Source organism: Haloferax larsenii (assembly GCF_024730625.1).
Classification (GTDB): Archaea; Halobacteriota; Halobacteria; order Halobacteriales; family Haloferacaceae; genus Haloferax; species Haloferax larsenii.
The window spans coordinates 313,764-337,614 of the sequence record NZ_CP078064.1 but is presented as its reverse complement, the minus strand read 5'-3'; the positions used below and the strand labels follow the sequence as shown (position 1 = coordinate 337,614).

The following is a 23,851-nucleotide window of genomic DNA, read 5'->3' as shown; positions in this document are numbered from 1 at the left end:
CGGAAACGGGACGTCCGAATCTCGTTGTCGCACCGGGGGAGTCGCGTGCGCTGGCACACTCCGAGGGTGTCGATGCTGTGGCAGCCGACCGCGACAGCCAGCCTGAACAGGCGGCGACAGCAGCACCAACACATGGCGAACGCTACTCAGACACGCTGAGTCGCGACGCTCCCGGAACACAGTCACGAGACAGCACTGCACCACGACAACGCACAGCCCTCGATACGAATGGCTGGCAGGGTGACTCGCTTGAAGGGCGTGACACGAGCACGCTGTCGGGCGAGGTTGTAAGCGAGTCACCGACCGACGATACAGCGACGGCACTAGGAGGTCATCAGCGTTCGGCACGACGTAGGGAATCGACCCTCGGGCAGCGTGAGACGCCGAATTCGATGCAGCACGAAGCTTCGAGTTCCGTGCCGCGCGAGACTGTGAGCTCGGTCCCAGCCAGCGTCGACGGCGACGCTGCCACCCAGTACACGAGCCAGAGCGATGCAGTCGAAGGGACTGCGAGACAGCACACGGGCGGAGTCGAAGTCGGGCAGTCGGACCCCCTGCGAGACACCGAGCAGTCGAGAACACTTCGGGACACCACCCAGACGCGTGTCGCGTCGGCGGCGACAACTCGGTCGGGAGACCAAGGTCAGGGAGACGACCGAGAGACGACCGACAGGTCCTTGCCGACGAGTGGGACAACGCTTCGGGGACGAGCGACCAAAGGCGACAGATTCGAGAGAGCGGTGGTGCAGCGACATCGACCAACTGCGATTAGTACACCGGCGCTCGGGTGGGTCGCCGAGACGACACAGTTCGGAGCGGTCGGAGCGGAACAGTCGCCGGACAGCTACTCGACGCCGGGCACCACGAGCGGGCAGCAACGAATCGACAGTGTTGGCCAGCGAATTGCTGGTGTCCAACAGGGTCGTGGTAGTGCAGCCCCATCTCGTGTGACTGGTGCGTCTGACGTAGCAGGGACGCACCCGCAACGAATCGTTCGCAAATCGGAGGCGTCCGCGCCCCGTGGTGAAGTCGAGGGCGAGGCTAGCGTGCGTGGACCAACCGCGTCACCGACGAGGTACGAGTCGGGACTGAACGAACCTGAGGTTGGAGGCGTTTCAGCAGGACAGGGTTGGAGTTTCGAAGCTCAGGGAGCAACTTCCCGGGTATCACAGAACTCGACTTCCCCAGATTCGCAAAGCGTGACCGCTCGTTCCTCACAGAGTCAAAGCGTGACCCCCCGAGCTTCGCAGAGAGTGTCGTTCTCCACAGAACACTGGTCGCCGAGTGTTTCGTCAGCCACCCCCGACCCCACTCAGATAGGGTCGACTGCCAGACTCACACCGAGAGTAGCTACTGGAGAGCAGATGACCAAACGGGAAGGGAACGCATCGCCCGTCGAGGCCAACAGCGGTAGTGAGACTGTTGACCAACGGTCGGTGGCGGGTGCGAGTGGGGCAGTTCCCCAGCCGACGAGTCAGCGTTCGAGCAGAGCCATCGAGGGAACGGAGGTGGATGCGAGCGCACCGAGCGATTCCTCGTCGGGACAGGCATTTGCCCGAGCCAATCGGGCTCGTACCATCGTCTCGACGACGAACACCGAGTCAGGGGGTGAGAATAGCTCGGGGGCAAACGCACGCGTACAACCATCTAACCCGACTGGGGAGTCTGAATCGACTGCTGTCGATTCGGCCAGCGCCAGTCCGTCTATGGACGCTGGCGTCCGCTCCAGTGACACTTCATTCCGGGGGACAACATCATTTGTCGAAAGAATCAAATATCGGAATAAGAATATTGAATATGACACCACAAAAGAAGGACAGCGCGAAGGAACCAGTGGCGTCACGCGGAACACTATGCTGGAACCACAGACCAAGCCCTCGCTCGTCTATCGACAGGATAGTCCGTCTGCTACCGACGACGACGTAGCCAGCGGTATGCAACACGCCTCGCAGGCAGGCGCGTCGATGGGAAGCCGAACACAATTCGCTCAGCATCACTCTGGCTCGGCAAATCTACCTGCCCATCGAGACGGATTCGACACTGGGTCGGTGCCCAGCCACGGACCACGGGGGGCCGGTTCGAACCAGTCCCCTCGCCAGCAACATCGTTCCGCGTCCCGTGCCGGTGATTCGACAGGCGGTTCTCCATTCGAGACCAGACGTCTACAGAACCCAGACACCGACTCGATACTGTCACCGACGGGCGACCACAGGCAGCCCTCCGAAGACAACCACTCGCAACGTGCACAGGGTCGCATCGACGACCTCGACGTTCAACTGGGTGAACAGTCGATGCAACTCAACGCCGACGTCGACCGACTGGTCGACGTGCTGTACCGGAAACTCGAACGCAAACATCGGATGGAACGACAACGGAGAGGATTCTAAATGAGTGCATCAGGGAAACTCGAGAAAGCACAGATTATCATCCTAAACGGGAACCACGAGAACACGACTATCGACTGCAAGTTCAATCCAAACTCCTACACGCTCGAAAAGAGCGTCAACTACGGGGAGTTGAAAGCGACAGGGTCAGGTGCGTCCGTCCAGCAGTTCGTCGACGGAAACGCCGAACGACTCTCGATGGAACTGTTCTTCGACACGACAGACGAGGTCGACAACGCCAAATCGGTCGACAAAGTCGACGTCCGAGAGCAGTACACGAAGTATATCGACTTGCTGCTCTCGGTCGACGGTGAGCTTCACGCACCCCCAGTGTGCCGTTTCGTCTGGGGCAAAGGCATCGACTTCACGGCGCTCGTCCACAGCGCGAACAAGCAATTTACGAAGTTCCTCCCCAGCGGGGTGCCGGTCCGCGCCCGCGTCTCTATCGTCTTTCAGGAGTTCAAAACGGCGGACTACCACAAGTCCGAGGTCTCCCCGGAATCGACCGACAAGACGAAGGTGTGGACCGTGAACGAGGGCGACACGCTCTGGCTCATCGCGTCCGAGGAGTACAGCGACCCGGCGCACTGGCGAACCATCGCCGAGCACAACAACCTCGATAATCCCCGAGACATCCGAGCAGGGGAGAAACTCGAACTCCCACCACTGTAAGCATGGCACCGCCCATCAACAACCACCCGGCCTATTCGCCGCGATTCAAGGTGCAAGTCGGGAGCAAGAAGTTCCAAGAACCGGGCGGTCGGATTGCAGACCTCGTCGTCGAGACAACGTTCGACGGGGCCGACCGGTTTTCGTTCACGCTGAACTACCCCTTCGACGAGGAACGAGACCAGTTTGCCGGACTCGATTGGGACCTGTTCAGTATCGGCACCGACGTCGAAATCGCGATGGGGTACGGCGACGACGGACAGCTCACAGACCTGTTGACCGGGAAGATTCACTCCATCAACACCGAGTTCACGACCGACAGAGGGCCGTCGGTCCAGATTTCTGGATACGGGCTGCTCTGGGAGATGATGCAGGGAACGAACTCGGACTCGTGGGAGAAGACCACGATTGGTGACGCGGTCAAGGACGTTTTGTCGTCGTACTCGTTTTCGACGACCAAGGTCAAAAAAGCGAACATCAAACGAGAGAAGCTCATCCAGGACGACCGCAGCGACTACAAGTTCGTCGAACAACTCGCGTCGGCCTACGGATTCGAGTTCTACGCGGAACGCGACACGGTGAAGTTCGTCCCGCGGTCGTCACAGCCGAACGACAAAAAGCCGGTCGCCGAATTGTGGTACGGCGAAGACCTCCACGACTTCTTCGGTGAAATCACCGAGCAGCGACAGAGCCATCAAGTAGAAGTTCGGTCGTGGGACATCCACAAGAAAGAAGAAATCAAAGCGACCGCGGGCAGCCGAAGCGCCAAACACAAAGAAGTATTCAGAATTCCAGCCATGTCACGCGACGAAGCCGAACACATAGCCAAGACGAAACTCGGGAAGTTCTCAGACGGAATCGTTCGGGCTCACGGTGAGACCGACGGCATTCCCGCTCTTCGAGCCGGGGTTACGGTGAAACTCGAAGAACTCGGAAAGCGGTTCTCGGGGAAATACCACATCACGAACGCGACTCACCGAATGGGGGCGAGCGGATATCGAACCACGTTCGAGGCGACGGAGGTGGCAGGATGACGCATCCAGACTTGTTCGGGTCCGAACAGTCCGGAAACGATGGTATCAGTGGCGTCGCAGTCGGTATCGTCACCGACAACCAAGACCCGAAAGACCTCGGGCGGGTCAAACTCCAGTTCCCGTGGCGAGACGCCGACGACGAGAGTTACTGGGCGCGCATCGCGACGGAGATGGCGGGCAAAAAGTACGGGACGTACTTCCTCCCCGAAGTCGAAGACGAGGTGCTCGTCGCGTTCGAAAACGGAGACATCCACAAACCGTTCGTCATCGGGTCGCTCTGGAACGGGAAGCAGAAACCCCCGCAAAAGAACAGCGACGGGAAGAACAACACCCGTGAAATCCGGTCCCGAAGCGACCACAAAATCGCGTTCGACGACGCGAAAAAAGGGAGTATCACGATTCAGACGAGTGCCGGAAACGAAATCGTGATAGACGATTCGGGCGACTCCGAGACGATTGTCGTCCGCGACGAGAAAAACGACAACAGTCTCTCTATCGACTCGGGAAGCGGGTCGGTGAAACTCGACGCCAAGAAGGAGATAGAACTGTCGGCACAAAATATAAAGATAAAAGGTAAAAAGAGCGTCAAGATTTCGGGGAACAAAGGCGTCAACGTCGCAAGCAAAGGCCAGATGAAGCTCTCCAGTAAGGCGAAGTTAGATATCAAGAGTAACGGCCTGATGAGCGTCAACGCGACTGGCCCGCTTCAAATCAAAGGCGCTCTCATCCAGTTGAACTGACGACACACTGCCACACAACCACAACGACTCAACCAACCAATGAAACCAGCAGCCAGACTCGGCGATTCGACCGCTCACGGCAAACCACTCAGCGGCGGTACAGGGAGTCCGAACGTCCTCATCGGAGGGAAGCCAGCGTGGCGCGCCGGAATGGACATGCACGTCTGTCCGCTCGTCACGGGAACCGTTCCGCACGTCGGCGGCGTCGTCGCCAAGGGAAGCACGAGCGTCCTCATCAACGGGATGCCCGCCGTGCGGATGGGAGACAAAGTCATCGAGAGCGGACCGCCGAACACCATCATCAGTGGCGACACGACCGTCCTCATCGGCTGACCGGACATGTCTGAAGACTTTCTCGGCAAAGGCTGGGCCTACCCAGTGCGACCCGACCACCGAGGCGACATCGAACTCTCGGAGACCGACGAGGACATTCGAGAGTCGATTCGTATCATCCTCGGAACTGCGAAAGGCGAGCGCATCATGCGTCCCGAGTTCGGGTGTGACATCCACGACCACGTCTACTCGGCCGCGACACCAGCCACGCTGAACGTCATCGAGACGAGTGTCAGAGAAGCACTCGTCCGCTGGGAGCCCAGAATCGACATCGAAGACGTCGAAGCGTACACCGACGAGGACGACCCGAACAAGATACTCATCGCCATCGACTACCGCGTTCGAACCACGAACGCGCTCGCGAACATGGTCTACCCCTTCCACATCACGGAGGGTGATGGATGAAGACACCGCCGACGATAGACGACAGAGAAGAAGACGAGCTATTCGACGAACTGGTCGAGCGCGCCGACGTGTACACCGATAGCTGGGACCCTCGGACGCCGGACACCGGCCAGACCGTCCTTCGAATCTTCTCGACGTTCGAAGCCGACGTCCGAAACCGCCTCAACAGCGTCCCTCAGAAACATCGCATCGCGTTCCTCGACGCGTTCGGCTTCGACCGGCGCCCCCCGAAAGCATCCCGGGTTCCGCTTACGTTTCACGTACCCAGTGACCTCGACCGGAACGTCGTCATTCCCGGCGGAACCCAAGCGGTCGCCAGAGCAGGCGACACCTCACAACTGTTCGAGATTCCGCGTGACAAGGGGTTCGAAGCGACGGGAGCGTCCCTGACCGACGTTATCGCCGTCGACCCTGCAGCAGACGCTATCGTCGACCACTCCGACGTACTCGACTCGGACGACCCGGTCGAACTGTTCGTCGGCGACAGTCTGCAACAACACCATCTCTACGTCGCAAACGAGAACGCGCTGAACCTCAAACCGGGGTCGACGCTCTCGATTACTGCACAGACTGACGTCGATGCCGACGCGTTCGCAGACGCCGTCGTGTGGGAGTACTACGGTGAAGACGAGTCTGGGGAAGAAGGGTGGCACCCGCTGGTCCCGCCACGAACGGGGTCCAACACGCTCACACCCGACAGTGGCATCGAAGCGGTCAGAGAGCAACTTCGTGGTCGCGGGTCGGGACAACAGGAGACGCTCGCCGGTGTCCAGTCGGAATCAGGAGGGACCGCGAGCGATGGGTCGACGTACGAAGCAACCTTCCAGGTTCCCGGAGCCATCGTCGAGCGGTCGGTAAACGGGGTCGAGAGTCGCTGGCTTCGGTGCCGACTCACTGATACCAGCCCCGAACTGTTTTCCACGTCGATTCGAGACCTGTCGATTCACGTGGGGAGCACCGACGACGTAAACGGATTAGAGCCAGACCTCATGCTGTCGAACGACATCCCGCTTTCGACCGACGACGGCGACGTCAAGCCACTCGGGCAACTCCCCCAGCCACCGACCTCGTTCTACGTCGCGTGCGAGGAAGCGTTCACCAACTCCGGCGGGACCGTCACCCTCGAATTCCACCCGCCGGAAGCGGATGGGAACGCGGGCGGTGACGACACAGACGATGTCGACGCGGCCGACGAAGCGACCACCGCGTCTGGACGCGGTGCCGATATCGGAGTTATCGGAGGCGACCCACGGCTGTCCTGGGAGTACTGGAACGGAGACGGCTGGTCCCAACTCGACGCCGTCGAAGACGAGACGGATACGTTCGACCACGCGGGGACTGTCACGTTCCACGTCCCGGACGACATCGACCCGACGACCGTCTCAGGACACGAAAACGTCTGGATTCGCGCGCGACTCGTCAGCGGGAACTACGGACAGCCGTCGATTTCGATTCCGGACAACGACGCCTTCGACGGGTTCCAAAGCGAGCCAGACCCACCGGTGTTCGGTGACATCTCGATTCATTACGAACACCGAGGACAATCGTTCGACACGGTGTTCAGACACAACAACGCCTCGTACAGCGACGACCTCACGGAACACATCGAGGCGTACACTCCCTTCCAGGACCTCCCCGACGACGGCCAAACGGTGTATCTCGGATTCGACGACAGCTTGCACGATGGGCCACTGACGCTGTTCGTTCCCATCGACGACACGACGTATCCCCAGTCGTTCGACCCGGGAATGGAGTGGGAGTACTGCACGAGCCCGACAGAGTTCTCGTGGACCGAACTCGACGTTCGCGACCGGACTGGTGGCTTCACCGAGCGCGGTATCGTCACGCTCACCTTCCCGGAAGAGACGACAGCGTTCGACCTGTTCGGACGGACGCGGCACTGGATTCGAATCCGAACGACGCAAGACGAGTTCGAACGCCCCGACGCGACTCGCCAAGCAAACGGGTCCGCGACTGCCCAGCGTGTTGCCGACCGGTCGAGTCGAACGACGACACCACCGCTTCTGGAGGGCCTGTACCCCAACACGCGATGGGCGTACAACAAGCGAACCATCGAAGACGAGATTCTCGGGTCGTCAGACGGCTCACACGACCAGTCGTTCAGATGCGCTCACGCCCCGATGATTGGCATCGAGTTGTGGGTCGACGAGAGTGCGACGTTGTCCGCAGGAGAGCAACGGACGTTACTCGAAGAACGACCCGACGACGTCGAGCGCGTCTTCGACGACCGGGGCGACCTCGCGGAGTTCTGGGTGCGATGGACGCGCGTCGAGGACTTTCTCGATTCGGGACCGACAGACCGCCACTACGTCGCCAACAAGACCACCGGAAGCATCACGTTCGGCGACGGAGAGAAGGGAGCAATCCCACCGAACGGACAGGACAACGTCCGGGCGACGTACACCACCGGCGGTGGAAGCGACGGGAACATCGACGCCGGGACCGTTTCAGACCTGAAGAGTTCGATTTCGCTCGTCGACGACGTGTCGAATCCCGAGTCCGGCGACGGAGGGGCCGACGTCGAATCGATGGACGCCCTGGTGTCGCGGTCGGCGAACCGAGTCAAACACCGTGGGAGGGCGGTCACGCCGTCGGATTACGAACAGGTCGCGCTCTCGGAGTTCAGAGAGCTCTCGACCGTGAAGTGTGAAACGACGTCGAACGGAGACGAGACACGGGTGGTCGTGATAATCGTCCCCGAGACCGAGCGCGACAAACCCGTTCCGTCGATGGCGTTGAAACACGAGGTCAGAGACGTGCTGACGGACTGTGCACCCGCGACAGTCGTCGAGTCCGACGACACGGACATCGTCGTTCGAGGGCCGGGGTACGCAGAGATATCGGTGCAGGCGACGGTCCACGCGCCGAACGTCAAGAGCGTGTCGCTGCTCAAGCAGACGATTCGCCGGGAACTCGACGAGTACCTCCACCCACTCACGGGGAGGGACGGGGGAGGCTGGTCGTTCGGCGAACTCCCCGATTCGGACACGCTCGTGCAGCGCCTCGACCGACTCGACGAAGTCGAAGAGACACTCGAAGCGACGACGTACGTCGAACTCAACGGTGAGCGTCGGGCACTCACCGGACGGACGACAGACAAGATACTGCCGCAGAACACGCTCGTCTGTAGTGGTCAACACGACCTCAGCATCACCATGGACACGGAGTACTAACGATGGGAATCGACACCCCAACCCTCGACGACAGGTCTTACGAAGAGTATCTCGAACAGGCGAAGAAGCTGATTCCGGCCTACTCGGACGAGTGGACGGACTTCAACCCACACGACCCGGGCATCACCATGCTCGAAGTCCTCGCGTGGGTCACCGAGACGTACACCTACCAACTGGACCAAATCACGGACGAGCACCGTGAGAAGTACCTCCAGTTGATGGGCCACCGAAAACAGCTTCAGGAAGCCGCGTCGGCGCGACTGTCGTTGTCGCCGCCTGAAGCCGCGTCCGGAACGAGACTCCCGGCCGGAACGAGGTTCCTCGTCACCGACGGAACCAACGACACCTACCGGTTCGAGACGGACCACGACGTCGTGCTCACCGACGCCACACTCGACCGAATCGTCACCGTCGACGAGAGCGGGAAAACCGACAACAGCCAAGAAAACGCGACAGACGGGATGTTCTATCGGGCGTTCGGAAACACGGTCGAACGCGGGGATACGATGTATATCGGCTTCGATGGCGACCCGTTCGCCGAGTCGAATTCGTTCACCCTCGTCGTCGAGTATCACGACGACGACCTCCCGGAACCCACGGCGAGTCCGACCGGCGAGTCGTTCTTCGAGCCGTCGGTCGAATTGGAGTGGGAGTACCGCCCAGCGAACGGCGACAGTTGGGTACAACTCGACGTTGTTGCGGACGGAACGAAGTCCCTCTACGAGGGTGGTGCAATCGAGCTGGCACGCCGCGAAGACAGCCACGGCCCCCCCAGACAGACTGCCGAGGCCCCGAACGACGTCGAGTCGTCGGACCTCGCGTGGTTCAGGTGCCGTGTGGAGACCGCAGGTTACGAGATTCCACCCCAAGTGGACCGAATCGAACCGAACGTCGTCGAGGCGAGCCACCGTGCAACCGTCAGCAACGAAGTGCTCGAACAGGTCGCGGCGCTCGGCGAGCCGACCGCCCTCGATGGGCAGACCTACGAAACCCAACACACACCGATTCTCTGGGCTGACGTTCGCGTCGACGGAGAGCGATTCGTCGAAGTGCCGGATTTCGACGCGTCCGGGCCAACTGACCCACACTACGTCCTCGACCGGGAGACGGGGGAAATCACGTTCGGTGATGGCGAACGCGGCCGGATACCGCCGTCCAGCGCGACCATCACCGCAGACTACGTCTACGGCGGCGGTTCCGACGGGAACGTCTCACCCAGTGCAGGCTGGCAGTTCGAAGACCCGACGAAGTCACTCACGGAAACGACGTCGCTAGGTGACATCGAACTCACGGCGGCGGGTGCTGCCACAGGCGGGAGCGACCGCGAGACGATTTCGGAAGCGCTCGAACGCGTTCGTCAGGACCTTCGGACGCCTCACCGCGGCGTGACAGTCGACGATTACGAGGCGATTGCGTCGCGGACGCCGGGTGTGAGGGTCGGTCAGACGAACGTCCTCGTCGATGGCGACCGTGTCATCGTCGTCGTGGTTCCGTACGCGCCCCCGGACGTATCGCGCCCGACGCCGAGCGATGGCTTTCTCGACGCTGTCCGTCGCCACGTCACCGACCGGGCTATGCTCGGTGACAGAGTGACCGTCACCGGGCCGACATACGTTGGCCTCGACATCACCGTCTCTGGACAGGCACGCCCGAGATACACCGAGAACGGCTACGAAGAAGACGTACGGGCGGTCATCGAGTCCTACGTCCACCCACTCATCGGCTTCGACGGGGAGGGATGGCCGTTTGGCCGTAGTCTGCAGACCGAAGCGATAGCCGACCACGTTGCATCTCTGGATGGCATCGACTACGTCTCGGACGTCGACATCACCGCACACGGTGGAGCAGCACTCGAAGACGCCGTCGCAATCGGTGAGCAAGAACTGTTTTCCGTGGTGAACGTCTCGACGAACTTGACGATTCCCGAAGCGGACGATGGAGGACGATACCCGTGAACTTCTCGTATACGACGACGACGAGTGAAGCAGATTGGTCGAACGGCGTGCTGGACAACGTCGAACTCCGAAACGGCGGTGTCCGCCTCGCGACGAAGACGACGACTCGACGAACCGAGGTCGCATCGGAGGTCCGCGACATCGCCGCCGACCCCGACGGAATCCTGTACACGCTCCGAACCAACGGTGCCGTCTATCGGTACGACCCAGCGACCGAGTTCAGAGAACGACTGCTCAAAGGGACGGACAGAGCGGTCCGAGACCCGCGTGCAATTTGCGCGAGTTCGAACAGAGTGTTCGTGTGCGATGCGGCAGATGGGACGATTACGGCGCTCTCACCGCGACTCCACCGTGTCGTCGGGACGCTCCACCCCGACCTCGATGCCCCCCGCGCCCTCGCGTACGCTTCCGGGACGATTTATGCACTCACTGCGGACGGACTCGTCGCTGTCGACCGGGGCGGAACAGCAGACACCACCTTCGGTGACGAACTCACCAATCCCGTCGATTTCGCGGCCCGAGAGGGTGCGCTCTACGTGTTGGACAGAGATGGTGGCGATGCCGGTACGACGAACGAAATCAGCGCAGAGGGCGCTATCGACACGACGGGCGAACTCACAGACGCCGAGCTATCTCTTCGGGTCCTTGGACCCTCGGGGTCGACTACCGCCGATTCGACACTGGGTCCCGACGGAACGTTCGACTTCAGTGACGAAGCGTTCACTCCCACCTGTGTGACAGCGTTGGGTGAGAAACCTGCCGTCTCGGGCCCTATCGACGCCGCAGGCGGTGAGGAACACGGGATATTCGTCTACGACTCGGCGACGGAAACGTTCGACCAGCGGGTCGCGCTCGAAGCGTCTCCTCGCAAGATGGTCGCACAGTCTGGAGATTCGGACACCCAGACACTCCACGTCGTGACTGGCGAAGAGCGTACGTGCCACGGATTCCGCGCGCTCGACCAGTACGTGAACCACCCTCGACAGAACCGCCACGTCGGAACCGCGATACTCCGGTACGACTCGGGGACGAAAGACATCGACTGGCATCGGGTGACGCTCGGCATCATTCGGTCATCTGCCAGTACGCAGGTTCGAATTCGATACCGAGCGACCGACGAGCCACCTGTCGTGGAGTTCGACGCCGACTGTTTCGAGGACATGTCGCAAGCCGAGGCCTCGGCGGTGCGCGGAATGGGCATCGAGTCGATGTGGGAGTTCGTCACAGCAAACCCCGACGCCCTCGTGCCGCAGGACGCAGCATTCACCCGGAACGACATCCACTCGTGGCAAGCAGCGGGACGCACGGCGCTGGCTTCGCACGCAGCGTCTGAGTGGACGACGAGCGACGTTATCGACCCCGAAGACATCCTCTTGGACGACGCCAACGGGCGGTACCTGTACGTCGCCGTCGAACTGCTCGGAACGCCGGACGCGTCGCCACTGGTCGATTCGGTGCGGGCGTACTGCCCGCGGACGTCGTACCTCCGCCACATGCCCGAGATTTACCAGGAGGACGAGCAGTCTGCGGCGTTCCTCGAACGGTACCTCTCGGTGATGGAGAGTTCCTTCGTCGATATCGAGTCAGAGATCGAGTCTATCGGCACGCACTTCGACCCCTATGGCGTGGCGAGCGAATCTCTCGAATGGTTGGAAGGATGGCTGGCCGCAGACCTCGGGCAAAACTGGCCCGAGAGCGCCCGGCGAGAACTGCTGGCTCGCGCCCCAGAGCTGTACAAGAAGCGAGGGACGAAAGCCGGACTCATCGAACTAATCGAGTTGTACCTCCGGCATACGAACCCGAGAGTCAGTACCCCACTGCAGCAGTCACTCCCCGACGCATCGAAGCCTGTCCGCGCCAGTTCCGGAACGAACACGCAGTCAGATTCCGAGTCAGGCCAAACCACTCCGAAGAACGGCGTCTCGGACTATCGGCTGTTCTTCGTGGAACAGACCGACCTCGGCGCGCTCGACGAGGACGTCGTCGACAGACAGTACGGGTCGTTCCTCTCCGGGAGTCGGTCGTTCGCGCTGTTCTGTGGCTCACTCGACTCCGACGAGCAGGTCGAAGCGCTGCAGGACATCATCGACGCGGAGAGTCCGGCACACGTCAACGGAACCGTCGTCGAGATGGAAGACGAGTTCACCCTCGGCGAGAGTTCGTTCCTCGGCCTCAACAGCCATCTGGCGTCGCGGGAGTTCTCGATGGGCGAAGCCCGACTGGGTGAGGATACCGTCCTTACACCGCGCGGCGCTGTGGAATAACTCGACTCGATTGTCGGCGGTCGCTGATTTTCCCCCACTCGCTTCAGCAATAAAGAATTAATAGCGTGAATGTCAATCCGTCATAACGATGGGATTTCGGACCGCACGAGAGAGCACCACAGAGGCCGAGCGGTCCTCCGTTTGGAATCGTGACGAAGCGGATTCGTCGCGGAACCGGCGCCGTCGGCGAGGTCCCCGCCTGTCGGCGACGGAGTGCGAGAACCTCTTCGGCCTCGATATGTACAGAGACGGACTGGAGGTGACGGTCCAGCGCCTCGTTCAGAACCACGGCGCAGGTCAAGTTCGGCAGTGGGCCGACGAAGGCATGACCGTCGAGACGATGGGCAAACCGCGGGACATGCGACAGTTCCGCGACCGCCAGCAACAACGCCCTGCGGAAGTGCCGAAGGATATCGAGCGCCGGAACGCGAAGTCGGTCCAACGCAGTCGGAATGCGCACCACGAGGCAAGCAAGGCCGGGGATGCGCAGGTTCCCGATTCGGTTCGGGACGTGATTTCCTCGCCCGGCCAACAACTCGATAGCTCGATTCAACAGGTAATCGAGGAGCGCATGGGTGACAATCTGGGCGACGTTCGAATCCACACGGGTCCGCAGGCCGCGAAAGCGTGTGAGGACATCAACGCCCGTGCGTTCACTGTTGGGAATCACATCGCATTCAACCACGGCGAGTACGACCCATCGAGTGCAGAGGGTCAGCACGTGTTGGCTCACGAACTCGCGCACGTTCGCCAGCAGACTGGCGGGGCGGTGTCGATGCTGCCGCAGACGGGTGAGTTAGAAATCGACCCCGACGAGCGGCTGGAGCGTGAGGCTGAGGAGACGGCCAAGCGCGTGATGCGTGGTGGTGAGTTGGGTATTCACCGGATGCGGCACTCCGACGTGCACGTTCAGCGGATTCCGGAGGGAACAGCGGAATTCTACGAGGGCGTCATCGACGCGATCAAGCGCGAGTCAGCTCTCACGGACGACGATGTCAAGCGGATTAAGGACGAAGTGGCGCAGGACGTGGCTGGAACAGACTACGCTGGGGCGAAGGGCCACGACGAATTGAACGTGAAGGTACTCGAAAAAGCCCAGCAGAAAGCCCAACAAAAAGCCGAGGAACTCGGCGCTGTCGATAAGGTAAACAAAACGCTTGCAGAGTCCGATCTGGTGCGTGGAAACAATGAATCCGGGAACATCGATAGCCTCACCGACGGGGAGAAATCGGCGATGGATGTCGTTCACGAACAGGCACAGGTCGAAAAGACGCTCGACGAACTTGACGCCGAACTGAGTTCCCTACTCTCCGACGAGAATATCCGGCTGACAGCGGCTCAGGAATCCGAAATCAAGTCACTCCAGCAGAAGCTGGCCGAACAATTCGACACCCCCGTCGCCGAACTGGCCATTACGTGGCTGCTGGACAACCTTACAGGGGCTGCGACGAGCGTAACGAGCCTCTCGGCGCTGTTCGCAAAAGAGATGGGCGCGGCAGAAGCGTCGACTGCTGCCGGTGCAATCGTCATGGCCGTCTCGATGGGCCTAGCGCTGTTCGTCAAAACCATAACCACTGACTACGATGTTGAGGACGATACCGGAGCAGGCGACTCGCAAGGTGACGAACTCGGGAAGTGATTCAAATGAAAGCAAACATCACTGGGGAAAACGAGGAGCGGGTTGGAATATATGTCTACGATAACAACGGTATTGAACACTGGATTGAGATAGAGTTTGACGGTGGAATAGCATATCACGAGCAAGACGGCTACCCTGACAAGGCGGCCAAACGCACACCAGATGGTAACGAACACGTCAACCAAGCGAGAAGATTCGCTCGGTATCACGTGTACAACGAACGCGGCTACGAGACGTTCCCATGGGACGAACACATCGGTCGCATCGAAGCCGTCGGTGATGCCATCGAGAACCTCTCAACCGAGGAGTTCGAGGACTACTTCGGCGAGTTCTACGAGACGGTTGCTGGCTCGCTTAGCCTCGACAGTGGGGGAGACATCTCAGCTCTCTTTGCGGCGATCCAAGAGAAGGCCAACGCGTACTACATCGACGTGTACCTCGACAACGACGGACAAGTTGAGGCAACCTCAGAGGTGCGGCAGATAATTCCTACCGACGACTGGCAAGAGGAACTCGAATCACCGCCGGAAGACAACAACCGCGTACCTGACGCACGCATCGAATTGACGCCGATGCCGCTGCCATCAATCGAGTTGCTCCAGCCCATTGTCGTCCACCAGACGAGCTGCCAGATTCGAGACTGCTACATCGTCATGGGTGAGGAACCACCCGAAGAGTATCGCCAACTGGGCTTTGGGAAGTACAAATTCGCCTCGCTCTATCAGCGAGAAGACCTCTCGTTGTACGAGGACTACACCCGTCTCGACGCCGACATTCCGGGCTACACGGTCGGCCTCGGCCTCGAAGAGTACCCAGAAATCGAAGGACAGGTCAAATCGCTGTTGTCGGCGTTCGCCGACGAATAAGTCCCGGTACTTCTTCTTGTTTGGCGTGTGGTTCTGGCTGCGATGTGTCCAGCACTGTCGAGTACGACCCGTCGAGCGCAGAGGGTCAGCACGTCCTCGCACACGAGTTGGCGCACGTTCGCCAGCAGACTGGCGGGGCGGTGTCGATGCTGCCGCAGACGGGTGAACTCGAAATCGACCCCGACGAACGTCTGGAGCGGGAGGCTGAGGAGACGGCCAAGCGCGTGATGCGTGGTGGGGGGCTGGGTATCTTCCGGATGCGGAACTCCGACGTGCACGTTCAGCGGATGCCTGCCGACATGGTCCCAGATGCACTGGAGATGTTCAAATCGGAGAACCAGAAGGGTTCTATCGGGTCATTCCAGCAGCGACAGAACAAGGAACGCATCGAGTTCATCGAAGAGGAAGTCAAGTGGGCCATCGACAACATCAAATCACACGACGAGGCACTCAACATACAGAATGAGAAGATTCTGGATGCGAAAGCCGCTGGCGACACCAAGCGAGAGGTGAACCTGGAAGCGGGGAAAGAATCGATTCAAGACCGCATCGCAGAGTTATACGAGCATATTGGCGAGCGCGCCGAGCAGATTGCACTCACTGACGAGCAACGTGAGAAACTGTACGGCGACAACGACTTCGATGGTGGAGAAGTCTTCGCGGAACTCGGGTGGACTGCCGTCAAGGGCCTCATTTCGCTCGTCCCTGGAATGGGTCCGATTATGGCCGCCTACGAAGTCAGTGAGACGGCACTGCGTCAGTTTTGGGAGCAGACCGATGGCTCGCTAACTGAACGGCTTGCACAGGTTAAGGAGCAAATCACTGATGAGTTCGACACAGGTACGACCAGCGAGAAGGTGGACTTCTAATCATGAAGGCAGAAATTAAGAAGGTAACTGACGATGGTTTTGGTCTTCTAGTAGTCGATAACAATAAAGTAGAACACAAAATTGGAGTCTGTCATAATGGTGAAATTGACGGGCACCTACAAGACGGCTACCCAGACAAAGCAACCAAACGTACACCGGAAGGTAACGAACACGTCAACCAAGCCCGTCGCTATGCGAAGTGGCACGTCTATCGTGAGCGGGGCTACGACACTGTTACCCCACCGGAGAATCCGGATAGGATTCTAGCTGCCCTTGTCGCCATCGCGAGACTACCAGAGGATGTCTTCAATGAGCAGTTCGGCGATTTACAAGCCCAGATTGAAAGCCACTATGACAATACTCCAGTGGATCTCCCGTTCCCGGATGCTGACCCCGACGACGTACTCGTCTACCGAAAAGATGTGTATGTCCAACCCGACCCAGTCGAGTTCGAGCCACCAGTCTTAGATCAGTACCTCGGCCACTTCGAGGAAGAATCGGGTTCGCCAGAGATTCCATCGAAGGGAACACTCGACAGCACCGAGTTCGACACGCTAAATTTCGAGATTGAAGCGGTCTCGGACATGCACTACCTGCACATGGATGGTCCAGGTAGTGAGCAGACAAAACGCAGTGCGGACCCACTCGAACGCGAACCAGATGCGACCATCGAACTCGTCCCATTCGACCCCGACGAGATAGAGTCATTCCATCACTACGTCGTTTCACATCTGGCCTACCAGATTCGTGATTGCTTCCTCCGGATGGGAGTGAAGCCACCGGTGGCGTTCCGACAGACTGGCTGGGGGAAATACCGAGCGTTCCACGAGCAGAAGTTCAGACCACAGTACGAGAACTACTGGGACGCGACAGCAGATATCCAGTCGTGGGAACCGAAGTAGTCCACGGGCAGGACTGCGAGGATATCAACGCCCGCGCGTTCACCGTCGGGAATCACATCGCGTTCAACCGCGGTGAGTACGACCCGTCGAGCGCAGAGGGTCAGCACGTGCTGGCCCATGAACTCGCGCACGTTCGCCAGCAGACCGGTGGGGCAGTGTCTATGTTGCCGCAGACGGGCGAGTTAGAAATCGACCCCGACGAGCGGCTGGAGCGCGAGGCTGAGGAGCTTCGATTCGGGCCCGCCTATTGTACGCGAAGGTGAAGAATTCGGGTTAGAACTCCGGCCGCGGTGCAAGCCCCGCCCAGTCGAGAATCGCGTGGTCGTTGTGATAATTCTGCAGTTGGCCAGCACGGTCGTAGCGGTCGGTACACGCTGCAATTCCGTGCCCCGTCACTCGTGTGTCCGCGGGTGGCCGAAGCCCCATGCCGACGTAGCAATCCCGGATTTGACACCGGAGATGGTCGACGAGAGTGCGCTGGAAGGCAGCCATCGAGATAATCGGCGTGTGAGCAGGCGTGAGTTGGATGCGAGCAGCGAGTGTGGCGTCGTCATCCGGTTCTGTGCTGTCGCCGTACTCGACGCGTGTCGGCCCGCCGTCTGCGTTCCAGTGAACTCTGAGTGGGGAGGAGACACGGAGGAACCGCTCGCTGGACACATCCTCGGCAGATGTCCCCCCGGCAGTCGAGAGGAGGCGGTTCAAGCGCGCGAACAGGTCGGAATCGTCTCGGTCGGGGCGGACGTCGAGTGCGTGTCGAATCTCACCGAGGCCATTCAGTTCGGTGAGTACGTCGGAAAGCTGCCGAATCTCCTCGGTATCCAACGTGAGATAGATGTCCTGTTCGACGAGTTCCAACGGGGTTCCTCGTGTCGGCTCTGGCGGTGTAACTGGTGGCGCTTCGTTCCTCCGGTGGGCGGTGAGTTGGTCGTAACACGGCTGGAGGTGCGAGGCGAGTGTGTCTTGGGCCATCGCGCCGACGAGGAGTGCCGTCACGGCGAGTCGGTCCGGGTCGGCGATTTGGTCGGTGCTGCTGTAGGGCGAAAGTACGTCGGTGTCGGTCGTACGCGTGAGGTAGTATTTGGCGAATCGCTCGACACGAGCAAGTCGTTCTTCGTCATCGAGGGACCGAGAGTGGTCGTCGGGGAGGGACTGGTCGTGCCAGTGGTCCTCGACCATCCCGTCCGCGGAGAGTGTGAGGTGGTGTGCTGTGTCTTCGTGGTCGGTGATTCGTAACTCGACTGTGCGACCCGTTTCGGAGTGTTCGGTGACTTTCATACTGTGAATGCGGGGTCTTTGGGAGCTGCCGACGCTTTTCTCGTAGTCGGCCTGTGAGACTACGTCGGCTCGTTCGTCCGAGGTGGAATCTGGTAATGGATGCGGGGTGTTGAATGTGACCATCCTGTCTATCGGCCAAACAGTTTATATGAAAACAGTGTTACAGTCAGCATAATTACTCATCGCATGGCACGCGAGGAAACATATTCGGACTCGGATACGCCTGACTTGACGCAGTTCCAGAAGAATCGCTTCTTCAAGGGGAAGCTGATGACCCCCCGTGATATGGAGGCAGAACAGGCGTATCACGCCGAACGGTTACATACGATAAACCGATTCCTCAACGGAAAGGGAATCGTTCACGGCATCGAAGTGCAGTCTGTGACAGAGACGGGCGACGGCCTCGACGTCACCCTGACACCCGGATTGGCGCTCGACGGGAACGGTCGGCCAATCGTCGTCGAGCAGGTCACGACCAAATCCGTACCGATGCCGGCGGACGACTCCGTGTACCTCTTTCTCGAATTCACCGAGGCCGCGATGGAGACGATTCCAGTGCCAGACACGGAAGGTGCAGTCGCCGACGACACAGCATCCAACCGCGCTGTCGAATCGTTCACGCTGACGTACCACGAGACCGAACCGGACGAAGTAGCGGCGACCCCGGACGTCGAGATTCCCAACCTCCAATCGGACGATTTTACTCCAGAAACGCTCCGTCAACTGCTCGCCGAGCAGTGCGAGCAGAAGCAGTGGACTCGGGGAACCACGGGGCCAGCCGTCTTTATTGGTGCCTTCGAGCGTACCCCTGACGGAAGTTGGGTTCCCATCGACGACGCCCCAGCACGACCCGTCGTGCTCGACAGCGAGTTCCTGTTTAGCGTCCTCGTCGACCACGTTGCAGACACCGACAATCCACACCGGACTCCAGTCACGAAAGAGCCGATGGATGTCCCCGAAGACGTCGACGAAATCATGGATGCGCTGGAAGGACTCCAAACACAAGTCGAGACGCTGCAAGACGACCGCCGGTCGCTGACGAGATACGTCATGCGGAAGACCATCAAAGACCGCATTCGCTTCTTCGAGGAACTGGCCGACAGAGTCCAAGAACAGAGCGGTCAAGCGAGTCAACTCGCACGGGGTATCGTAGACCGCTCCCGCGAGGACCTGCAGGCGGTGCGTGTTCGCGAGGAGGACTACGAAGACCAGTTGGACGCACTCATCGACCCGCTGGTCGAGCTAGGAGACCACCTCGAACCAGTAACCACCGAAGAGAGTCTCGAGAATTACTTGCGAGCCGTGTCGAACATGCAAGCGGCCGTCGAAGAACGACGTTCGCTGTTGGACCAGGTCGACGCGCACGACGAAGTGTGTGAAGCCGCAGACTCCCTCGAAGTACTCCTGAACGTCGTCCCCATGGATGGAAACTAACGAACCAGACCAGTTCACCGAATACAAGGATTTGACCCAGCGGTAATCGCCACACTACCGAACCGGCGCTGACAGCCTCTCCGGTCACATTTCCGGTTGGATAGCCGCTGTTCTCCATATTTAAATTAATTTATCAAATAGTAACATTTATCAGTAACCGATTGGATTATTGACACTGTTGGAGTCAGCAAACAAATGAGTGAATATCAGTCTCCAGGCGTATACGTCGAAGAGGTGCAGAGCGGAAGCAAATCCGTCGAAGGAGTCAGCACTAGCACCGCTGGCTTCCTCGGTCAGACCGAGCGCGGTCCTGTCGAGCCTCGCCTCATCACGAACTACTCCGACTTCGAGCGACTCTACGGTTCGAGTCCGAAGTCATCCAACCTCGATTCGGCTGTCGATGGCTTCTTCAAGAACGGCGGGAGTCGCTGTTACGTCGGACGTGTTTGTGGTGCCGACGTCAACGACGTAGCGACTGGTATCCTCGCCGACGACCAGGGTAACGAAGTCGCCGAAGTCGAAGCCATTGGTCCCGGCCAGTGGGGCGAATCCGTCGCAGTCATCGTCGAAGAAAGCCAGTACCCCGGTCAGTTCGACATCGTCGTCCGTTACTGGTCCGATGACCTCGAAACGGTCAAGAAACCGCACGGCGACCGTCCTGACCCGTCCCCTGACGTAGAGGAAGTCTTCGACGGCCTGTCGGCAGACATGCAGTCGAGCAACTTCTACGAGAAGCAGCTCGAAAGCTCGGTCCTCGTCAACATCGAGTACAAAGGTGACGGCATGCCCGTCGAAGGTCTCACCTGGCTGCACCGCGACAGTCAACCCACTCTGTACTCCGACGGTGGTGTCGTCGAGGCTGAAGAGGAAGAAGAAGCAGAGGAAGATGAGGACGAAGAAAAGACCGTCGTCCACATCCCCGAAGACCTCGACGAACTCGAACAGGAAAGTCTCGAAAGCATCGCCGAACCCCTCGAACTCGAAGTCGACGGCGCGGATAAAGACGACCTCGTCGTCGAACTCGAAGAGGTCCGCGAAGGTGAACGCGAGGTCGACGCCGAAATCGTCACCGAGAAGCCGGAAGCGGACGGCGAAGTCACGCTCAAGGACTACGAAGGCGTCAACAAGCCCGGCCTCCGTACCGGGCTCGCAGCCTTCGAAGCCATCGACGAGATTTCGATGGTCTGTGCTCCTGACGAGAACGACGTCGAGGGCCTGACCGACGCGCTCGTCGCCCACTGTGAGAACATGGGCGACCGCTTTGCGATTCTGCAGTCTCCGCAGAACCCCGGTCCGATCTCCGAGATCGAGACGCCCGTCGATTCCTCGTACGCGGCGTACTACTACCCGTGGGTCAAGGTGCTCGACCCCGTCACGAACCGAGAGAAACTCGTCCCGCCAGGTGGTCACATCGCGGGAATCTACTCGCGGACAGACCAGGAACACGGAGTCCACAAGGCACCCGCAAACGAGACGCTGCGTGGCATCGTCGGCCTGCAGCACAACATCACCAAGGGCGAACAGGACGTTCTCAACCCGAAGGGAATCAACTGCATCCGCAGCTTCCAGGGTCGTGGCATTCGCGTGTGGGGTGCCCGCACCACGTCGTCTGACCCTGAGTGGAAGTACCTCAACGTCCGTCGCCTGTTCCTGTACATCGAACAGTCCATCAAAGAAGGAACCCAGTGGGCCGTCTTCGAGCCGAACGACCAGGACACCTGGGGCCGTATCCGGCAGTCTGTCAACAACTTCCTGCGTACGGTCTGGCGAAACGGCGGTCTGCAGGGTCAAAGCGAAGACGACGCGTTCTACGTGAAGTGTGGCGAAGAGACGATGTCACAAGACGACATCGACAACGGTCGTCTCATCGTCGAAATCGGCGTCGCCCCGGTCAAGCCCGCCGAGTTCGTCATCTTCCGTATCAGCCAAGACACCGAACAGGCCTAACGAATCACCCGAAACCGAACGTAACCAAACGACTACCATAACAACATCCAACAATGTCCAAGTCTCAACCGATCGCCAACACGCAATTCGATGTCGAGCTCGACGGAACCAACATCCCCGGTGTCGTCGAAGTCAAACTCCCCGAAAAGAACGTCCAGACGCACAACTACCGTGAGGGTACCGACATCGCCTCCGGGACGAAGCACCTGGGCGAAGTCACCTACACCAAGCTCGAATTCGCACGGTCCGCCGACAAGTCGAACTCGGCGCTCGACGACTGGCTGAAGGCCGCCGAAGAGGGTCGCGAAAAGGACGCCAAAAAGCAGATTGCAGTGCTCCTCAAGGACCGCACCGGTCAGACGGTTGCCCGCTACAACATGGAGGGCGCGATGGTCATCCAGTACAGCCCGCCGACGCTGAACGCGACCCCCGGTGGCGACCAGATTGCTGTCGAGACGTACGTCGTCGACTTCGACACGATGCAGGTCGACCGCTCGTAATGGGCACTCACACAACTGACCCGACGGACGGCTACGCAGTCGACCGATTCCGGGAGGAGTGTCATCTCGACTCCGAGGGATATCTCCACACCGGGACCGCGTCGGCACACGTCAACAGAATAATTATCAACACGAAAGGACAACGCCGGTAACAGATGACTAATCAGACGCTCCAGACCGAATTCGAGTTTACCCTGCCGAAGGGATACGTCGACGACGAGGGAACCCTCCACAAGGAGGGTCGGATGCGGCTCGCAACTGCCGCAGACGAGATTCAACCGCTGAACAACCCGCGTGTTCAGTCGAACTCGTCGTACCTGACGATTGTGTTGCTCGCGCGGACGGTCACGGAGCTGGGCTCGCTCGATACCGTCGACGAGAACGTCATCCAGAGTCTCTTCGTGTCGGACCTCGAATACCTGCAGGTGATGTACGAACGCATCAACAACAGCGGTTTGAACGCGGTCGACACTGCCTGTCCAGAGTGTGGTGAGCCGTTCACCGTCGAGGTCGAAACCGGCGCACACGTCACGGACGCGACCGACGACGGAATTGCGACGCCGGAGTCGGACGTGTCTCTGGACGATTCCGACGGCGTCCGCGACATCTCCACGGTGTCTGAGACACCACAGGAAGACCCCGAGCCCATCGCAGAGGACGCAGAACCGGGAAACCCAGCCGAATGATTCACCTCCACGACCCTGACGTGCTGTTCGAGGAAGTCGCCTTCGTGGCGTACCACTTCGGGTGGAGCCGCGAAGACGTCCTGGGAATGTCCCACTGGGAACGTCAGCGGTGGTGCGAGGAGATAAGCGACATCAACGAAGAGATGAACAGGAACGACGGCGCTGCGTCGGGGCAAGAACCCGAACAGCAACGTCCGAACTTCCTCGATACTGGGGACGGCGGCAAGGTCCTCTCGAAGTCGTTAGACGAACTACGCGACGGGTAATCGCCACGAGATTCCTCATTCAACCATGGCAAAAAAATCACAATCTCCCTACGGACAATACAACTTCGAGGTCTTGATCGACGGGAAATCTGTCGCCGGCTTCTCTGAAGTCTCCGGAATCGCGATGCAGTTAGAAACCGTCTCGTACCGAGAAGGCGGTGTCGACGAGTACGTCCACCAGCTTCCAGACCAGTTCGCTCATGCCAACCTGGTCCTCCAACGAGGATTGACAGACGACGTCACCTTCTGGGAGTGGATACAGGACGTGATGAGTGGCAACGTGACGAGAAAGAACGTGACGGTCAAAGTCCAAGAGAACTACATGGGGCCGAACACGTGGGGCTGGCAGTTCCTCGGCGCGTACCCCACGACGTGGCGTGGTCCCGACCTCATCGGTGGCCGCCAGGGTGGTGTCGCTATCGAGACCATCGAACTCGCCTACAAGCAGTTCAACAAACTGTCCGGCGCACCGAAGTAAACCCGGTCGCT

The 23,851-nt window shown here is 59.7% G+C and carries 21 protein-coding genes and 2 pseudogenes; 21 read left to right on the top strand and 2 right to left on the bottom strand.

Going from position 1 to position 23,851, the window contains the following annotated elements; all coding sequences use genetic code 11:
* Positions 1-1,474: 1,474 nt before the first annotated feature.
* Positions 1,475-1,735: a hypothetical protein gene (locus KU306_RS17460; RefSeq protein WP_152417733.1), complete on the bottom strand. Its 261-nt coding sequence runs from the start codon at positions 1,733-1,735 to the stop codon at positions 1,475-1,477.
* 118 nt (positions 1,736-1,853) lie between these two features.
* On the opposite strand from KU306_RS17460, the gene KU306_RS17455 reads away from it, so the two are divergent.
* From KU306_RS17455 to KU306_RS17390, 14 genes and pseudogenes are all read left to right on the top strand, one after another.
* Positions 1,854-2,387, top strand: coding sequence for a hypothetical protein (locus KU306_RS17455; RefSeq protein WP_007542093.1), 534 nt, complete (start codon positions 1,854-1,856; stop codon positions 2,385-2,387).
* The gene (locus KU306_RS17450) at positions 2,388-3,056 is read left to right on the top strand and encodes a CIS tube protein (RefSeq protein ID WP_007542092.1); all 669 of its coding nucleotides are present in this window, start codon (positions 2,388-2,390) and stop codon (positions 3,054-3,056) included. It abuts the gene before it with no gap.
* Between the two features lie 2 nt (positions 3,057-3,058).
* The gene (locus KU306_RS17445; protein ID WP_007542090.1) at positions 3,059-4,087 is read left to right on the top strand and encodes a phage late control D family protein; all 1,029 of its coding nucleotides are present in this window, start codon (positions 3,059-3,061) and stop codon (positions 4,085-4,087) included.
* Positions 4,084-4,827 carry a phage baseplate assembly protein V gene (locus KU306_RS17440; RefSeq protein ID WP_007542088.1) on the top strand — a complete coding sequence of 248 codons (744 nt, stop codon included), beginning with the start codon at positions 4,084-4,086 and terminating at the stop codon, positions 4,825-4,827. Before KU306_RS17445 ends, KU306_RS17440 begins: the two co-directional genes overlap by 4 nt.
* 39 nt (positions 4,828-4,866) lie before the next feature.
* Positions 4,867-5,160, top strand: coding sequence for a PAAR domain-containing protein (locus KU306_RS17435; RefSeq protein WP_007542082.1), 294 nt, complete (start codon positions 4,867-4,869; stop codon positions 5,158-5,160).
* 6 nt (positions 5,161-5,166) lie between these two features.
* On the top strand, positions 5,167-5,565 hold the full coding sequence (locus tag KU306_RS17430; protein ID WP_007542080.1) for a GPW/gp25 family protein: 399 nt from the start codon (positions 5,167-5,169) through the stop codon (positions 5,563-5,565).
* Positions 5,562-8,759, top strand: a complete 3,198-nt coding sequence (locus KU306_RS17425) for a putative baseplate assembly protein (protein ID WP_258303558.1) — start codon at positions 5,562-5,564, stop codon at positions 8,757-8,759. Before KU306_RS17430 ends, KU306_RS17425 begins: the two co-directional genes overlap by 4 nt.
* A 2-nt stretch (positions 8,760-8,761) precedes the next feature.
* The gene (locus KU306_RS17420) at positions 8,762-10,714 is read left to right on the top strand and encodes a putative baseplate assembly protein (RefSeq protein WP_258303557.1); all 1,953 of its coding nucleotides are present in this window, start codon (positions 8,762-8,764) and stop codon (positions 10,712-10,714) included.
* Positions 10,711-12,978, top strand: coding sequence for a CIS12 family contractile injection system protein (cis12, locus tag KU306_RS17415; RefSeq protein WP_258303556.1), 2,268 nt, complete (start codon positions 10,711-10,713; stop codon positions 12,976-12,978). Before KU306_RS17420 ends, cis12 begins: the two co-directional genes overlap by 4 nt.
* Before the next feature lie 88 nt (positions 12,979-13,066).
* On the top strand, positions 13,067-14,617 hold the full coding sequence (locus tag KU306_RS17410) for an eCIS core domain-containing protein (protein WP_258303555.1): 1,551 nt from the start codon (positions 13,067-13,069) through the stop codon (positions 14,615-14,617).
* A gap of 5 nt (positions 14,618-14,622) precedes the next feature.
* Positions 14,623-15,483 (top strand): DUF7958 family protein, encoded by an 861-nt coding sequence (locus tag KU306_RS17405; protein ID WP_484494628.1) that lies wholly within the window; start codon positions 14,623-14,625, stop codon positions 15,481-15,483.
* A 59-nt stretch (positions 15,484-15,542) separates the two neighbouring features.
* Positions 15,543-16,352: pseudogene (locus tag KU306_RS17400) on the top strand (eCIS core domain-containing protein); the annotation flags it as partial.
* A gap of 2 nt (positions 16,353-16,354) precedes the next feature.
* A complete protein-coding gene (locus KU306_RS17395) occupies positions 16,355-17,254 on the top strand; it encodes a DUF7958 family protein (protein ID WP_258303553.1) in 900 nt (299 codons plus the stop codon).
* Positions 17,239-17,481 (top strand): annotated as a pseudogene (locus KU306_RS17390) (eCIS core domain-containing protein); the annotation flags it as partial. The gene KU306_RS17395 and the pseudogene KU306_RS17390, both read left to right, overlap by 16 nt.
* 46 nt (positions 17,482-17,527) lie before the next feature.
* On the opposite strand, the gene KU306_RS17385 reads toward KU306_RS17390, so the two are convergent.
* Positions 17,528-18,529, bottom strand: coding sequence for a DUF7958 family protein (locus tag KU306_RS17385; protein WP_258303552.1), 1,002 nt, complete (start codon positions 18,527-18,529; stop codon positions 17,528-17,530).
* A gap of 186 nt (positions 18,530-18,715) precedes the next feature.
* On the opposite strand from KU306_RS17385, the gene cis13 reads away from it, so the two are divergent.
* The 7 genes from cis13 (at position 18,716) to cis5 (ending at position 23,840) form a co-directional block, all read left to right on the top strand.
* Complete coding sequence (gene cis13 / locus KU306_RS17380; protein WP_258303551.1) at positions 18,716-19,963, top strand: CIS13 family contractile injection system protein; 1,248 nt, start codon at positions 18,716-18,718, stop codon at positions 19,961-19,963.
* 195 nt (positions 19,964-20,158) lie between these two features.
* Positions 20,159-21,910, top strand: coding sequence for a phage tail sheath family protein (locus tag KU306_RS17375; RefSeq protein WP_258303550.1), 1,752 nt, complete (start codon positions 20,159-20,161; stop codon positions 21,908-21,910).
* A 53-nt stretch (positions 21,911-21,963) separates the two neighbouring features.
* The gene (gene cis1 / locus KU306_RS17370; RefSeq protein WP_007542067.1) at positions 21,964-22,410 is read left to right on the top strand and encodes a CIS1 family contractile injection system inner tube protein; all 447 of its coding nucleotides are present in this window, start codon (positions 21,964-21,966) and stop codon (positions 22,408-22,410) included.
* Entirely contained in the window at positions 22,410-22,562 is a 153-nt protein-coding gene (locus KU306_RS17365) for a hypothetical protein (RefSeq protein ID WP_007542065.1), read from the top strand. Before cis1 ends, KU306_RS17365 begins: the two co-directional genes overlap by 1 nt.
* 3 nt (positions 22,563-22,565) lie before the next feature.
* On the top strand, positions 22,566-23,096 hold the full coding sequence (locus tag KU306_RS17360; protein WP_258303549.1) for a hypothetical protein: 531 nt from the start codon (positions 22,566-22,568) through the stop codon (positions 23,094-23,096).
* On the top strand, positions 23,093-23,362 hold the full coding sequence (locus KU306_RS17355; RefSeq protein ID WP_007542061.1) for a DUF6760 family protein: 270 nt from the start codon (positions 23,093-23,095) through the stop codon (positions 23,360-23,362). Before KU306_RS17360 ends, KU306_RS17355 begins: the two co-directional genes overlap by 4 nt.
* A gap of 25 nt (positions 23,363-23,387) precedes the next feature.
* A complete protein-coding gene (gene cis5, locus KU306_RS17350; RefSeq protein WP_007542059.1) occupies positions 23,388-23,840 on the top strand; it encodes a CIS5 family contractile injection system inner tube adaptor in 453 nt (150 codons plus the stop codon).
* The last annotated feature ends 11 nt before the right edge of the window (positions 23,841-23,851 follow it).

Bases quoted from the DNA above. Each gene is read 5' to 3' on its own strand.
- KU306_RS17450 (WP_007542092.1), top strand. From the start codon at position 2,388: ATGAGTGCATCAGGGAAACTCGAGAAAGCACAGATTATCATCCTAAAC.
- KU306_RS17425 (WP_258303558.1), top strand. From the start codon at position 5,562: ATGAAGACACCGCCGACGATAGACGACAGAGAAGAAGACGAGCTATTC.
- KU306_RS17395 (WP_258303553.1), top strand. From the start codon at position 16,355: ATGAAGGCAGAAATTAAGAAGGTAACTGACGATGGTTTTGGTCTTCTA.
- KU306_RS17385 (WP_258303552.1), bottom strand. From the start codon at position 18,529: ATGAAAGTCACCGAACACTCCGAAACGGGTCGCACAGTCGAGTTACGA.
- KU306_RS17435 (WP_007542082.1), top strand. From the start codon at position 4,867: ATGAAACCAGCAGCCAGACTCGGCGATTCGACCGCTCACGGCAAACCA.
- KU306_RS17355 (WP_007542061.1), top strand. From the start codon at position 23,093: ATGATTCACCTCCACGACCCTGACGTGCTGTTCGAGGAAGTCGCCTTC.
- cis1 (WP_007542067.1), top strand. From the start codon at position 21,964: ATGTCCAAGTCTCAACCGATCGCCAACACGCAATTCGATGTCGAGCTC.
- KU306_RS17405 (WP_484494628.1), top strand. From the start codon at position 14,623: ATGAAAGCAAACATCACTGGGGAAAACGAGGAGCGGGTTGGAATATAT.
- KU306_RS17360 (WP_258303549.1), top strand. From the start codon at position 22,566: ATGACTAATCAGACGCTCCAGACCGAATTCGAGTTTACCCTGCCGAAG.
- KU306_RS17445 (WP_007542090.1), top strand. From the start codon at position 3,059: ATGGCACCGCCCATCAACAACCACCCGGCCTATTCGCCGCGATTCAAG.
- KU306_RS17365 (WP_007542065.1), top strand. From the start codon at position 22,410: ATGGGCACTCACACAACTGACCCGACGGACGGCTACGCAGTCGACCGA.
- cis13 (WP_258303551.1), top strand. From the start codon at position 18,716: ATGGCACGCGAGGAAACATATTCGGACTCGGATACGCCTGACTTGACG.
- KU306_RS17420 (WP_258303557.1), top strand. From the start codon at position 8,762: ATGGGAATCGACACCCCAACCCTCGACGACAGGTCTTACGAAGAGTAT.
- KU306_RS17410 (WP_258303555.1), top strand. From the start codon at position 13,067: ATGGGATTTCGGACCGCACGAGAGAGCACCACAGAGGCCGAGCGGTCC.
- KU306_RS17455 (WP_007542093.1), top strand. From the start codon at position 1,854: ATGCTGGAACCACAGACCAAGCCCTCGCTCGTCTATCGACAGGATAGT.
- KU306_RS17375 (WP_258303550.1), top strand. From the start codon at position 20,159: ATGAGTGAATATCAGTCTCCAGGCGTATACGTCGAAGAGGTGCAGAGC.
- KU306_RS17440 (WP_007542088.1), top strand. From the start codon at position 4,084: ATGACGCATCCAGACTTGTTCGGGTCCGAACAGTCCGGAAACGATGGT.
- KU306_RS17430 (WP_007542080.1), top strand. From the start codon at position 5,167: ATGTCTGAAGACTTTCTCGGCAAAGGCTGGGCCTACCCAGTGCGACCC.
- cis5 (WP_007542059.1), top strand. From the start codon at position 23,388: ATGGCAAAAAAATCACAATCTCCCTACGGACAATACAACTTCGAGGTC.